Annotated in this window: 13 protein-coding genes; 6 read left to right on the top strand and 7 right to left on the bottom strand. The window is 65.7% G+C overall.

Annotated features, from left to right (window positions below):
* On the bottom strand, positions 1-966 hold the full coding sequence (locus GEV05_00460; GenBank protein ID MPZ41879.1) for a tripartite tricarboxylate transporter substrate binding protein: 966 nt from the start codon (positions 964-966) through the stop codon (positions 1-3).
* 192 nt (positions 967-1,158) lie between these two features.
* Between GEV05_00460 and GEV05_00455 the strand changes: the two genes are divergently transcribed.
* Genes GEV05_00455 through GEV05_00440 form a run of 4 tightly spaced genes read left to right on the top strand, consistent with a single transcriptional unit; the run spans position 1,159 to position 4,781 of the window.
* The gene (locus GEV05_00455) at positions 1,159-1,944 is read left to right on the top strand and encodes an alpha/beta fold hydrolase (GenBank protein MPZ41878.1); all 786 of its coding nucleotides are present in this window, start codon (positions 1,159-1,161) and stop codon (positions 1,942-1,944) included.
* A gap of 40 nt (positions 1,945-1,984) precedes the next feature.
* Positions 1,985-3,202, top strand: coding sequence for a CoA transferase (locus GEV05_00450; protein MPZ41877.1), 1,218 nt, complete (start codon positions 1,985-1,987; stop codon positions 3,200-3,202).
* Positions 3,203-3,225: 23 nt separating this feature from the next.
* Positions 3,226-3,972, top strand: a complete 747-nt coding sequence (locus tag GEV05_00445) for an SDR family oxidoreductase (GenBank protein ID MPZ41876.1) — start codon at positions 3,226-3,228, stop codon at positions 3,970-3,972.
* 35 nt (positions 3,973-4,007) lie between these two features.
* Positions 4,008-4,781 (top strand): 2-dehydro-3-deoxyglucarate aldolase, encoded by a 774-nt coding sequence (locus GEV05_00440; protein ID MPZ41875.1) that lies wholly within the window; start codon positions 4,008-4,010, stop codon positions 4,779-4,781.
* A 13-nt stretch (positions 4,782-4,794) separates the two neighbouring features.
* Here the strand turns inward: GEV05_00440 and GEV05_00435 are convergent, their stop codons facing one another.
* The 5 genes from GEV05_00435 to GEV05_00415 all read right to left on the bottom strand — a co-directional run bounded on the left by GEV05_00435 (position 4,795) and on the right by GEV05_00415 (position 9,419).
* Positions 4,795-5,778, bottom strand: a complete 984-nt coding sequence (locus tag GEV05_00435; protein MPZ41874.1) for a tripartite tricarboxylate transporter substrate binding protein — start codon at positions 5,776-5,778, stop codon at positions 4,795-4,797.
* 360 nt (positions 5,779-6,138) lie between these two features.
* The gene (locus GEV05_00430) at positions 6,139-7,038 is read right to left on the bottom strand and encodes a polysaccharide deacetylase family protein (protein ID MPZ41873.1); all 900 of its coding nucleotides are present in this window, start codon (positions 7,036-7,038) and stop codon (positions 6,139-6,141) included.
* A 207-nt stretch (positions 7,039-7,245) separates the two neighbouring features.
* Positions 7,246-7,698, bottom strand: coding sequence for a MaoC family dehydratase (locus GEV05_00425; protein MPZ41872.1), 453 nt, complete (start codon positions 7,696-7,698; stop codon positions 7,246-7,248).
* Positions 7,699-7,856: 158 nt separating this feature from the next.
* Complete coding sequence (locus tag GEV05_00420) at positions 7,857-9,077, bottom strand: hypothetical protein (GenBank protein MPZ41871.1); 1,221 nt, start codon at positions 9,075-9,077, stop codon at positions 7,857-7,859.
* 21 nt (positions 9,078-9,098) lie between these two features.
* Positions 9,099-9,419 carry a hypothetical protein gene (locus tag GEV05_00415; protein MPZ41870.1) on the bottom strand — a complete coding sequence of 107 codons (321 nt, stop codon included), beginning with the start codon at positions 9,417-9,419 and terminating at the stop codon, positions 9,099-9,101.
* A gap of 313 nt (positions 9,420-9,732) precedes the next feature.
* Between GEV05_00415 and GEV05_00410 the strand changes: the two genes are divergently transcribed.
* On the top strand, positions 9,733-10,140 hold the full coding sequence (locus tag GEV05_00410; GenBank protein ID MPZ41869.1) for a CBS domain-containing protein: 408 nt from the start codon (positions 9,733-9,735) through the stop codon (positions 10,138-10,140).
* Between the two features lie 146 nt (positions 10,141-10,286).
* Positions 10,287-11,657: an MFS transporter gene (locus GEV05_00405; protein ID MPZ41868.1), complete on the top strand. Its 1,371-nt coding sequence runs from the start codon at positions 10,287-10,289 to the stop codon at positions 11,655-11,657.
* Between the two features lie 104 nt (positions 11,658-11,761).
* Here GEV05_00405 and GEV05_00400 read toward each other — a convergent pair whose 3' ends face one another.
* Complete coding sequence (locus tag GEV05_00400; protein ID MPZ41867.1) at positions 11,762-13,144, bottom strand: FAD-containing oxidoreductase; 1,383 nt, start codon at positions 13,142-13,144, stop codon at positions 11,762-11,764.
* Positions 13,145-13,462: the final 318 nt, after the last annotated feature.

The following is a 13,462-nucleotide window of genomic DNA, read 5'->3' as shown; positions in this document are numbered from 1 at the left end:
TCAATTGATTGTGATACCGCCCACCTTGACCACCTTGGTCCAAATGGCGATCTCGCGCGTTACCGCTTGCATGAGCGCTTGCGGTGTGGAGTGCGCCGGCTCGAGACCGAGCGCACGCAACCGCTCGACAATCTCGGGCTGCTCGAGCGCCCGGCCGATGGCCGCGTTGAGACGCAATACGATCTGCTGCGGCGTGCCGGCGGGCGCGCCCATGGCGTATGGAAATGTCGCCGCGAACCCGGGGGCAACCTCCGCCACCGCAGGCAGATCCGGCATGGTCGGCAGGCGTTGCTCGCTCGTCTGGGCGAGCGCGCGCAAGCGGCCCGTTTTCACATGCGAAAGCACGGCGCCGCCGGGCGCAAGATACATCTGAATCTGTCCACCGAGCAGATCGCCGATCGCGGCGCCGATCCCCTTGTACGGCACGTGCGTCAACCGAATTCCGGTCGCCTGCTGGAAGTATTCGGTCGCGAGGTGGGTTGTGGTGCCAGTGCCACCCGAGCCGTAGTTGATGACGGCCGGCTTGCTGCGGGCGAGATCGAGGAATTCGGCGAGGTTGTGCGCGTTGATGGAGGGATGGACGGTGAGGAAGAGCGGGCCGACCGCGACCCGCGCGATCGGTGCAAAGTCTTTGATCGGGTCGTAAGGAAGCTTGTAGAGCGCGGCGCTCGATGCAAATGCGCCCGACATCATCAGGATGGTATGGCCATCGGGCTGTGCGCGCGCCACGATCGCCGTGCCGATGGTCGCGCCACCGCCGCTGCGGTTGTCGACGATGAACTGCTGGCCGAACTGCTCCGTCAGTCGCGTCGACAGCAACCGCGCGACCATGTCGACGCTACCGCCTGGCGCAAGCGGAACGATGACTCGCACCGGCCGCTGCGGCCACTTGGCGACTTGCGCATGCGTGTGGGACACCGCGGCAGCACACGCCGCCAGCAAAACGAGACGCTTCCACCCGATCATCGCCCCTCCGTTTCGGAAAATCGGAACACCGCCGGATTGTACGCACGCCGCCGCGGCAAGTAAGTTGTTCGGTCACGTCGTGGACTATGAAGCCACAAAGCCAACACTGCGGTACAGTAGTGGCGACGCGGTACAGACCACACTATTCTTGCCGCGAGGAGTGTGGTCGTCCCCACTTCAAGGAGGTGTGCGATGCCCTGGATCGAAGCAAACGGCGCGAGCTTGCGCTACGAGCTGAGCGGATCGGGAAGCGAAACGGCTGTGCTGGTGCACGAAGCCGGCGGCTGCCTGGAGAGCTACGAGGAAGCATTGCCGGCGCTGGAGAAGACGTTCCGCGTGCTGCGCTACGACCAGCGCGGCTTCGGATTCTCCGAAAAGGCCCGCGACCTCACGTTCGACGGTGTCGTTGCGGATCTCGCCGCATTGCTCGATGCGCTCGCGATCGCCGCGCCGGTGAATCTCGCCGGGTGTGCGATGGGCGCGGACTTTTCGGTCGGATTCGCCGCGCGCCATCCCGGGCGTGTCGCGCGGCTCGCATTGGCAAGTCCGCTGTTCGGCAGCAACGCCGGACGCAGCGGGTCGGCGCTCGAGCGCGGCGCCCTGGTCGAGCGCGAAGGCGTGCGCGCGGCAATGGCGGCGAGCCACGATCGCTCCTATCCCGAAGCGCTGCGGGCGTTGGATCGCAGCCGCTTTCGGCGCTACCAGGCGCGCTGGGTCTGCAACACGCCGGCCTCGTTCTCCGCCCAGGCGCGCATGATGAGCGACGTGGATTTCACGCCGCACTACGCCAAGATCCAGGCGCCCACGCTGTTGATCGGCGCAAAATACGATTCGCTGCGTCCGCCCGCGATGGCGGAGCAAGTCGCAACAGCGATCGCCGGCTCGAAGTACCTGCTGGCCGAGACCGGACACTTCATGAACGTGCAGACGCCGCAGCTGTTCGCCGATACGCTGACTGCATTCTTCAAGGGCAAGTGAAACGGCAGCACCGAAGCGGTCGGTTGCAGGAGGATCAACGATGGATTTCGAGCAGGCGTTCAACGGCATCAAGGTGCTCGCCGTGGCGCGCATCGTCGCAGCACCTTTCGCCGCCTATCAGCTCGCCATGCACGGCGCGGACGTGATCCACGTCGAGCATCCCGATGGCGGCGATTCCTCGCGCACTTCCGGCAATTTGCAAACGCCGTTCCACGACGCGCGCATGGCGCACAACTTCCTCGCCTACAACGCCAACAAGCGTTCCCTGACGCTCGCCATCAATACCCCGGCCGGGCAGGACGCGTTCCGCAGGATGGCGAAGCGCGCCGACGTGGTGATCGAGAACCTCAAGGGCGGAACGATGGCGCGCTACGGAATCGGCTACGAGGATCTGAGAAAGATCAATCCCGGCATCATCTTCTGCTCCGTCACGGGCTACGGTCAGACCGGGCCGAAGAAAAGCGACCCGGCCATCGACAACGTCGTTCAGGCGGTGAGCGGCATGATGAGCATCACCGGAACGCCCGAAACGGGGCCGCTGAAGTCCGGCTCGACCATCGTCGACTACACCACCGGTTACGCCGCGGCGCTGGGCATGGTGACCGCGCTTTTCCAACGCACGCGCTCAGGCAAGGGCCAGGCGATCGACGTGTCGATGCTCGAAACGGCGATGACCATGATGGGCGGTGAAGTGCAGCGCGCCATCAGCGCCAACGAGACGCCGCCGCTGGTGGGCAATGCCTCGGGCAAGGGCGCCTACGTCAGCAATACCTACCGCTGCAAGGAAGGCCACCTGTCCATTGCCGCCTCGGGGCCGGACCGGCGCGAGAAGCTGTGGAAAGCCATCGATGCGCTCGACATTCCGCAGGACCCCCGCTTCGCAACCGACGCGGCTGTAGCGCAGAACATGAAGGCGCTCGACGCCGAGGTCGAGCGGCGCCTTGCACGCAAGACGGCAACGCAATGGGAAGTCGTTCTGAACGAGGCCGGCGTGCCGGCGATGGAAGTCATTCCGCTCGCCCGCGCCGTGCATCATCCGCAGCTCGAACATCGCGGGTTCTTCCATCCGTTCGACGACACCGAAGCGACCGGCCTGCCGCGTTTCGCGGTGCCGACCTCGCCCTACCGGCTGTCCGCCACGCCGGCGGCCATCCGTTCGATGCCGCCGCGCCTGGGCCAGCACACCGACGAGGTGCTCGCGGAATACGGATTCTCGCGTGATGAGATCGCGCAGTTGCATTCAAACGGTACCGTGTAGCTTTAGGGAGCTGAACCGTTACCATGAAGATCGACTTGACCGGGCGCCGAGCGCTCATCGCGGGAGCGAGCCGCGGCATCGGGCTTGCCATCGCCAAGGCGTTTGCCGCGGCCGGCGCGGACGTGGCGATCTGCGCGCGCCAGAGCGCTCCGCTGCAAGCGGCGGCCGAGGCGCTCAATGGGTTCAACCATCGCGTGAGCGCGCGCACCTGCGACCTCGCCCAACCCGACCAGGTCCGCGACTGGGTGGAAGCGGCTGCGAAGGATCTGGGTAGCATCGACATTCTGGTCAACAATGCCTCGGGCTTCGGCCGCTCCGACGACGAGGCCGGCTGGGCCGTGAGCCTGCAAGTCGACCTGATGGCGGCGGTGCGCGCGAGCCACGCGGCGCTGCCTTACATCGAAAAACAGGGCGGCAGCATCGTAAACATCTCCTCGACCTCGGCGCTGCACGCCTCCACGCGCACGCCGCCCTATGGCGCGGTCAAGGCGGCTCTCGTTCACTACACACGCACGCAAGCGGCGCTGCTCGCCGCCAAGCGCATCCGCGTCAACTGCATCGCGCCCGGCTCGATCTTCTTCGAGGGCGGCACCTGGGATGTCGCCCGGCAGCAGAACCCTGCACTTTACGAGCGGACGCTGGCGCGAATTCCCAGCGGGCGCTACGGCACGCCGGAAGAAATCGCAAACGTCGCGACGTTCCTGGTGAGCGACCAGGCGTCCTGGGTGACGGGGCAAACGATTGCCGTCGATGGCGGACAGACGCTCTGAACCTTCACGCCAATCCCAACGAAGGAGAAAGCCGCATGCGAACCAACACGCTCAAGCAGAAGCTGCGCGAGGGCAAGCCCGCCTTCGGCGTGATGATCACCTTTCCATCGCCGCCGATCGTGGAGATGCTCGGCTACCTGGGATTCGACTGGGTGCTGATCGACAACGAGCACGGCTCGATCGGCGTCGAGACGGCGGAAGACATGATCCGCGCCGGCGAGCTGACCGGTATTGCGCCGATCGTGCGCCCGGTGGCGAACAAGCCGGACGTCATCGCGCCGTTCCTCGATCGCGGCGCATGGGGTGTGCAGGTTCCCCATGTGAACACGCGCGCGGAGGCCGAGGCGGCGGTCGCGGCGTGCAAGTACTTTCCCGAGGGAAGCCGCGGGATCTACAGCCGTGGCCGGCCCGCCGAATATGGGATCGGTGGAACGACCCCGGAATACGTCAAGGCGGCGAACGCGAACACGCTCGTCTGCCTCATGCTGGAGGAAGTCGAGGCCATCCGCAACATCGACGAGATCGTCACCGTGAAGGGCATCGACGTGCTCTTCATCGGCTCGGGCGATCTATCCCAGTCGATGGGTTATCCCGGCCAGCAGACCCATCCCGAGGTGCAGGCGTTGATGGAAGACGGCGTGAAGCGCATCCGCAGCGCGGGTGTCGTCGCCGGCGTGAGCTGCCCGGATGCCCTGGTGCCCAAGTTTCTCGGCCTGGGCGTCCAGTACTTCCACGGCAACGTCGCCAACCTGCTGCAAAGCGCCGGCGACGCCTATTTGAAGACGATGCGCAAGGCCGCGGGCAGCTGAGCACCGGATAGGCTCACTTCGGCTTGATGCCAATGTCCTTCACGACCTTCGCCCACTTGGCGTGCTCGGAGCGGATGAAGCTCGCGAACTGCTCCGCAGTGCGGTCCTCGGGCTGGATGCCCTGATCGGCAAGCTGCTTGCGCGTTGCAGGCCGCTCGAGCGACGCGGACAGTGCCGCGCGCAGCCGTTCGACCGCCTGTTTCGGCGCTCCTTTCGGCGTGCACAATCCCTGCCAGGAGATGACCTCGAAGTCCGGCATGCCGGACTCTGCCAGCGTCGGCACATCGGGCAGATCGGGGGCACGCTTCCTGGACGTTACGGCGAGCACGCGAATCCTGCCCGCGCGAATCCCACCCAGCACGGACGGCACGGTGGCGAACATGGCGTGCAGATGGCCGCCGAGCAGGTCCGCGACCGCGGGCCCGGCGCCCTTGTAGGCAATGTGGGTGACGTCGATGCCCGCGTTCATCTTGAACAGCTCCATCGACAATTGCGGAGACGTACCGACACCAGCCGAACCGTAATTGAGCTTGCCCGGCTGGGATTTTGCCAAGGCGATGAACTCGGACACCGACTTGGCGGCAACCGAGGGATGGACGACGAGCGAATTGGGATTGCTGCCCACCAGGCCGATCGGCGTGAAATCGTTGGCGGCATCGTAGCCCAGCTTCTTGTAGAGCGCCGGGCTGACGGCGAGCGATGCGATATTGCAGGCGAAGATCGTGTAGCCGTCCGGCGTGGCGCGGGCGGCGATCTCGGCGCCAACGGTGCCGCCCGCACCGGCCCGATTGTCGATGACGACCTGCTGGCCCAGGTCTTCGGTCAGCGCCGCAGCCACGATGCGCCCGACGATGTCGGTGGAGCCGCCCGGCGGGAAGGGGATGATGTAGCGCAGCGGTCGCTCCGGATATTTTGCCGCCGTGCCGGATTGGGCCAGTGAACCGTCGACCGAAAATGCCAGTGCAAACAATGCAACGACAAAGCCTAACCGCTTCATGATGCCCACCCTCACTCGCTGGTTACTCAGACGTGCGCGTCACCTCCGGATGCGTGTGTGGTTCCCGAAAAAACGAGTGTGGCCGACTTCCAGGTCGTGGACTTGGCGGATCGGATCGTAGGTCGATATCGACCTGCCGGAAATAAGCGGTTCGACTTACGTGGATGTGCGCGGGGACGGCAAGGGTCGGCTGAAGCGCATTCGGTCAGGCTCTGCGCACGGGCGACGCACTTTTCCGCACTCATTCCCGCGCAAGCGGGAATGCAGGCATTCGAACGTAACCACCCTGGACTTCCCGTTTTCACGGGAATGACGTCGGTCAGAGGATCCCTTGACGACGGGCGACTGGTGTCGGCGCGGCTACGCGGCGCTCTTCACGTAGCGCACCACGTCGGCATGGGTCGCGAACCACACGTCCTTCCGCGCCTTCGCATGCCGGATCAGCTCCTCCAGGATCCAGATGCGCGAGCGCTGCCCGCTGATATGCGGGTGCATGGTGAGCTGGAAGAGCCCGCCCTCGGCGTACGCGGCATCGAGCTCGCGCCTGAAGATATCGAACACCTCGCTGGGCGGCGTATGCGGGCGCAGCGACGCGAACCGGTTCATGTTGAAGTAGACCGCGTCGTCGCGCACCCACTCCACCGGAAGCTCCACCACGCCGGAGTTCTCGCCGTCCATCATGAGCTCGTAGCAATCCACGTCGGCCATGAGCGAGGAGTCGTACAGTAGCCCCATCTCGCGCGTGATCGCGAGCGTGTGCGGCGTGAAGTCCCACGACGGCGTGCGGATGCCGACGGGACGCACGCCGGTGATGCGCTCCAAGGTATCGCCCGAGCGCATTTGCAGCTCGCGCTCGTCCTGCGGCGGAAGCTCCGAATTGCGCTCGTGGATCCAGCCGTGGATCGCGATCTCGTGGCCCTCGGCGATGACGCGCCGTTGCTCGTCTGGATAAAGCAAGGCCGTTACCGCCGGCACGAAAAAGCTCGCCTTCACGTCGTGCGTGCGCAGGACATCGAGCATGCGCGGCACGCCCTGGCGATAGCCGTACTGCCCTTGCGAGAGCCGGCCGATCGACTCGCCGCCGTCGCGCAAATCGGTGGTGTCGTGATCCGAGTCGAACGACAGCGCCATCGCGCAACGCGCGCCGCCCGGCCACTGGCGCGGCTTGAGCGCGCGGCCCGCGCGAACGCGCTCCACCCGGCGCCGCCATTCTTCTTCGGGCCACTGCCAGGGTGCGGTCTTGGATTGCTCGATCGTCATGGTGCCTTCCCCGTTGGTCTTGCCGCTGCCGGTCTTGCCGCTGCCGGTCTTGCCGCTGCCGGTCTCGCCGCTGCCGCCATTGTGCATGCGACCTCGTCGGCCGGGTACCCTAGCTCTTCGGCGCGATGGCGATGGCGGCTGTCGGCCGCTCGGCGAGCTCGTCGGTGGCGCGCAGCCGCGGTCAGCCTGCGCCCGCCGTATCGCCTTTCACGACGTGCGGCGCGACAGCGACTCGGCAATGAGTATGGGCTTGTCGCCGCCTTCGATCTCGCCGGTCACGCCCCAGGTCACCAGGATGGTTTTGTCATCCACGTCCTTCACGTCGAGCAGCTTGTAACGCCCGCGGATGCGCGATCCGACCGGTACCACTCCAGTGAACCGGATGCGATTGCTACCGTAGTTGATGCCCATTCTCCCGGCCGGCAGCGCGACGTCCGCATTGCGCGTGATCGACGACAGCAGGCAGAAGGTCAGGTTGCCGTGCGCGATCGGGGTCTTGAAGGGCGACTCCTTCTTGCAGCGTTCGACGTCGACGTGAATCCACTGATAGTCGCCGGACGCCTCGGCGAACTTGTTGATCATGTCCTGCGTGACGGTGATCCAGCGGCCGACCGCGACCTCCTTGCCGACCCAGCTCCTGAGCTCGGCTACGGTCTTGATGTTGACTTGCTCTGTCATCGCAATGCCTCCTGTCTCGACACTTTTCCGGTGCGCGCCGCCGCGGCCGATCGAACGGATATTTCCGGCGCCGAGGGAAATCGGCCCAGCCCAGGGATTCTATCGGGAATGCGGCCGATGCCTATGTTTCCGCTCGTTGGTCACGCCTCGATCTTCTTCGTCGCCGGGCTCACGTAACCGCCCCAAAGCACCATCACCCGATTGCGATCCGGATCGCCGCACACGACGATGTTGATCACCTCCGGGCTGGGCAGCACGCGCGCGTGTTCGTAGACGTACTCGCGGATCTTCTGCTTGTCGTATCCGGCTTGCGCGAGCGCGCGTGCCACCGGCGGCGCGATGAGGAACGTGACCATGTTCCTGAAACCGTTCGGACCGCGCTCGACCAGCCTGCCCAAACATGGCTTCTTGGTGACTTCCAGGCTCAGCATTTCGAGCGCGGTCTGGGCGGCGGACTTGTCCTTGGTTCCATAGATGGCGGGCGGCCACCCCCAGGTTACCGTGCCGCACGCGGTGACCGTGCTGTCGTCGCGATCGAAGCCGTGCTCGACGTGATAAGGTTCCCACGGGCACAGCGCTTCGTTCTCGGCGACGACGAAATTCATCGGATAGCCGAAGGTGCCCATGTAGTTGCGGCTCAGCTTGTAGCCGGCAATGTTGCGGATGATGAGCCCGAGCGCGCGCCCCAGCGCGGGATTGGCGCCCTTGTTGACGAGCTGCGCGCCGTTCTCGATGCCGAGCTTGTGCGCGGCCGGCCCGTTGACCAACAGGAACGGGAGCACGCCCCAGGTGCTGCCGATGTTGTTCAAGTTGTAGCCATTGTCCGCGATCGCTTCGACTGCTGCGATCAGCACCGGCATGTGCTCGGGCCGGCACCCGGCCATGACGGCATTGGCGGCGATGTTCCAGGGCGTCGCCGCGAGGTTGGCCTGCGCCAGCACGGCGATTCTCTCATCGGGTGCGCGCCGGGTGTGCTGCAGGAACATCTCGACGCGCTCGCGCGTCGGCGCAACGATCGGCAGCTCGTCGGTCCACAGCTGCTGCCGAAAATGGTCGTTGATCTCGTCGAAAGTCCCCTCGAACACGATTTCGTCGGCGCGTCGCTCACTCCCGAGCGCGCCTTCGCTCTCGCCGGGTCTCGGCTGGGTGAGCTCGGCGACGATCCGGTCGAACAGGACCGTCTCGACGTTCTTTTCCACCAGCGCTTCCGCATGCACGCCGACCGCGCCCGGATACTCGGCCACGCGCAAGCCGGTAATGCCTTCGGCCCTGCCGACGGCCTTGGCAATGTTGGTGAAGCCCGTGGTTGTGACCACCACGCTGGGAATGCCCAGCTTCTCTGCTTCTGCGGCCGGCCTCACCGAGGCCGGAGTGCACGTCCCTCACCCACCGTTGCCGGCGATGAGCGCATCGACGCCCCACTGCCTGGCCAGTTGCGCGACCTCCTGGGCGGTTTTCTTCTGCGACACCGGATCGCCGCCCACGTAGACGATCGGAAATTTGTCGAACGCAATGATGCGCACACCCGGGAAGCGCTCCCGGAACAGGCGGCGATAGGTCTGGAACATCAGCTCGCCCTTGAAGTGATTGTTGTAGACCTCGCCGATGGTCTTGCCTTCGAGCGTGTCGAGATGCCGGCTGGCGGCTCCGACCGCGCGCAGCTGCTGGCCCTCGGGACTGATGACGCCCATCTTGCTGTTCACGGATGACTCCTCTTGGGTTGCGTCCTGCATGGAACCGCAATGGTAACTCGCCGGGCCTCTCGTTCCCGCGCTGCGCGGGCCGATAGCGCCCCTCATCTCGGCTCGACACGGTCCGCGCGTGGATGCGGGATCGCGCTTGGCCATCGCAGCCGCAGCACGCGAGGCCATGCCATCGTGGAGCAAGCGGGGAGCAAGCGGGGAGCAAGCGGGGAGCAAGCGGGGAGCGGCCGGCTCTCGTCTCGGGCCGCTGTCATGACTACAATGTCGGCGTCGGCCGGAGGGGCACGCCGGAAAGGAAGCGGTGGAGACTCGTATGACGAAGCTGCCGGTAGTCAGGGACCACATGGACAGGCATGTCGCGACGCTGCGCCCGGAGACCAGCATCCTGGACGCGGTCGGATTCCTGCTCGAGAAGAAGGTAACGGGCGCGCCCGTGGTGGACAAGGCCGGCCGCCTCGTGGGCATCGTCACCGAGAAGGACTGCCTGCGGCTGGTCGCAGCCGGCATCGGCGGCGATCTTCCACGCGGGACCGTCGCGGACATCATGACGCAGAATCCGGAGACCATTCCGCCGGACATGGACGTCTACTACGTGGCGGGACTCTTCCTCGTCCGGCCGTTTCGCCGCTTCCCGGTGGTCGAGGATGGCAGGCTGGTGGGCGCGATCACGCGTTTCGACATCCTGCGCGTCATCCAGGCCAATCTTTCGCTGGTTCCTTGATGCAACCGCAACGCGTGCACACCGCAACCTGAACGCCACGGCGCACGCGGTTCGGTGATCATGTGCGCGATGGTCCACGAAGCGGACCGAACGCCGACTGCGTAGGAACTCATTCCCCTCCTGACAAGGAGGGGCTGGACGCGGCAATGTCGCGGACGGGGTGGTCCTCGACCGAAAACCACACCGCCCCGTCGGCGACAGATTGTCGTGATCCCGAGCGAGACTGGTCTGCAAGCCTCGCGACCGGAATCGACACTGTCGCAGCGCATCCGGCTCGGCGACAATGCGGATCGGGCCGCATCAGGCTCGGCCACACGAGAATTCGAATCCTGGTGAATCCGCTCCTGCTCGCCCTCGGCGCGATGTTCCTGCAGCAGACCTTTGTCGCGCTCGGACGTGCGCTTCCCGCCGTAATCGCCCCTGCAATCATCGTGGATCTCGCGCTCGACGCCGCCTGGGTGGGCGTCTATTTCGCCTTGACCGCGACGGCCTCCCTGGTCGCCCAACTCGGCTGCGGCAGCTTCATCGTGCGCTACGGGGCGCTGCGCATGAGCCAGATCTCGCTCGCCATGGTGGCGGCGGGCACCGCATTGGCCGCGGTCGGAACGCCGCTGTCGCTGGTGCTGTCCGCCCTCATTGCCGGCGGCGGGGGCGCGATATCGACGCCCGCAAGCTCGCATCTGCTCGCCCGCGTCTCCTCCGCGCGCTACATGCCGCTGGTGTTTTCGATCAAGCAGACGGCGGTGCCGGCCGGGCTGCTGCTGGCCGGGATACTCGGGCCGCAGATCACCGAGTGGTCGAGCTGGCGCGTCACCATGATCCTGTGCGGCATCGCGTGCCTCGCCTTCCCCTTCGCGCTGCAGCCGCTGCGATCGCGCTTCGACGACGACCGGATACCGACCCGCACGTTTCAGCTGTCGGATTTCAAGACCACGCTCACCTCGGTGCTCGCCAAGCCCAGCTTGCGCGCGTTGGGGTTCGCGTGCCTCGCGTTCAACGGCATGCAGTCGGTCGTAACCGCGTACTTCGTCGTGTATCTGACGACCATCGGCTACACGCCGGTGGCCGCCGGGTTCCTGTTCTCGATCGCGGTATCGGTCGCGGTACCCGGACGGATCGTGTGGGGCTGGCTGGGCAGCACCCACGTTTCACCGCGCATGATGATGGCCATGCTCGCGCTCGGCATGGCGGCGAGCGCCGCGCTGCTCGCGCTTTGCGGCCCGGGCTGGCCGACGATCCTGGTCGGGCTGATCGCGTGCGCGCTGAGCGCCACCGCGCTTTCGTGGCACGGCATACTGCTCGCTGAAACCGCGCGCGGCGCGCCCGAAGACATGCGCGGCGGCGTCACCGGCGGCGTGCTGTCGTTCGGGCAGGTCGGCGCGTTGTCGCTGCCGCTGCTGTATTCGGGGCTGCTCGATCTGACCGGCCACTATGGCATCGGCTTCGTCGCCTGCGGCTTGCCGGCGTTATTCGTCGGCGTGCAGCTGCTGCGGCAGCGCACGGCGGTGAAAGCTTGAGCCGGCAGGCAGCGGAAAAAGCGGCCAGGCCGAGCCTCTTTTTCCAACGGCTGGTGGAAAAATAGAAGCACTACGACTGCGCAGGTCGGTCGCACCCATTTCCGCTAAGTTGCCTCCAGATTTCCGAGCACGGTCGGGATCAGCTCGCTGACCGTCGGGTGAATCCGAACGGCCTTCTGAATCTCCGGATAGGGGGTGCCGGCATAGAGTGCCTCGATGAGGGAGTGGACAACTTCGTCGCCCCCAACCCCGAGCATCGCCGCCCCGAGCAGCCGCTTGGAATCGCGGTCCACGACCAGCTTGATGAACCCCTGCGTCTCGCCCTTCTCCACCGCGCGCGCGACGCGGCTCATGGGCCTCTTGCCGATCAGGATGTTCGACCCGGCGCGGCAAGCCTCGGCTTCAGTCATGCCGATGCGCCCCAGCGGCGGATCGATGTACAACGCATAGGCCGTTTTGCGATCACTGACGCGTCGCTTCCCGCCATCCAGGAGATTCGCGGCCACGATTTCGTAGTCGTTGTAAGCGGTATGGGTGAAGGCGCCCTTGCCGTTGCAGTCGCCGAGCGCATAGATGTCGCTTTCGGACGTGCGAAGCTCGTCGTCCACGACGATGTAGCCCTTGTCGTCCAGCTTCACGCCCGCATGCTCGAGCCCCAGGTTGTCCGTATTCGGCACGCGGCCCGTCGCCAGCAGCACGTCGCTTGCCTGCTCGGCCGGCGCGCCTTTGGCGCAGGATACGCCGACCGCGATCGACCCGCCCGAGCGAGCGAGGGATATACACTCGGCGCCAAGCCGTATCCGGATGCCTTCCGCTTCGAGGATCTTCCGGATCTCGTCGGAGACATCCGCATCCTCGCGCCCGATGAGCCGCTGCCCCATTTCGACGATCGTCACCTCGGCGCCGAAGCGCCGAAACATCTGCGCGAACTCGAGGCCGATGTAGCTGCCGCCGACGACGACCAGATGCTCCGGGACGCGATCCATGTCCAGCACGGAATCGCTGGTGAGGAACGGCACTTGCTCCAGGCCCCGAAGCTTCGGTATGGCCGGGCGGCCGCCTACGTTGATGAAAACCTTCTGCGCCGAAAGCTCTTGCTCCCCAACGCGAACGGTGCGCGGCGCGACGAAACGGGCGCGACCTTGCACGACGCTCAAGCCCGAAGTCGAGCGCAGCGACGATTCCAGCGATGTAGCCGAGCGTGCGACGATCGCATCCTTCCTGCGCTTGACCGCCCGCATGTCGACTTGCACATCGCCTGGCGGCAGGACCACACCGTAGTCGGACCCGCGTCGCGCCATGTGGGCCGCATAGGCGCTGGCGACCAGCGCCTTGGTGGGCGTGCAACCGGTGTTGACGCAGGTGCCGCCGAAGGCGGCCTGTTCGACGATGGCGGTGCGCATGCCGGCACTGGCCATGCGTATCGCCAACGACGGGCCGGCCTGGCCGGTGCCGATGACCAACGCGTCGAAGACCGCAGTGTTCATTTCCGCCCTCCGTATCCGGGAATTGACTCCTGCCAAAACGTTCGCGCGAACGGCGAGGCCCAGCGTGATGCCGTTGTACGATCTGCCGTTCGAATCGAACCCGATGACTTCGGCTGCCGCAACCTGCGACGATACAGCCTTCACGGTAGTATCCGTAAAGCGGCCCGCGAGCAGGGTCGTGCCCAAGGAGCAACCCCCGTATGGGAGCAACCCGTATGCCTACTCCTTTTTCAGGTCTGCGCACGATGCCTTGCGCCGTTTGCACTTGGGACACGCACCATGGTCGTGAAAGCGATCGGGATCGAGATCGAATGAGCG

It is taken from the genome of Betaproteobacteria bacterium (genome assembly GCA_009377585.1).
In the GTDB taxonomy this organism is placed as follows: Bacteria; Pseudomonadota; Gammaproteobacteria; order Burkholderiales; family WYBJ01; genus WYBJ01.
The sequence above is the reverse complement of the archived record's forward strand: the minus strand, read 5'-3'. Positions and strand labels throughout refer to the sequence as shown.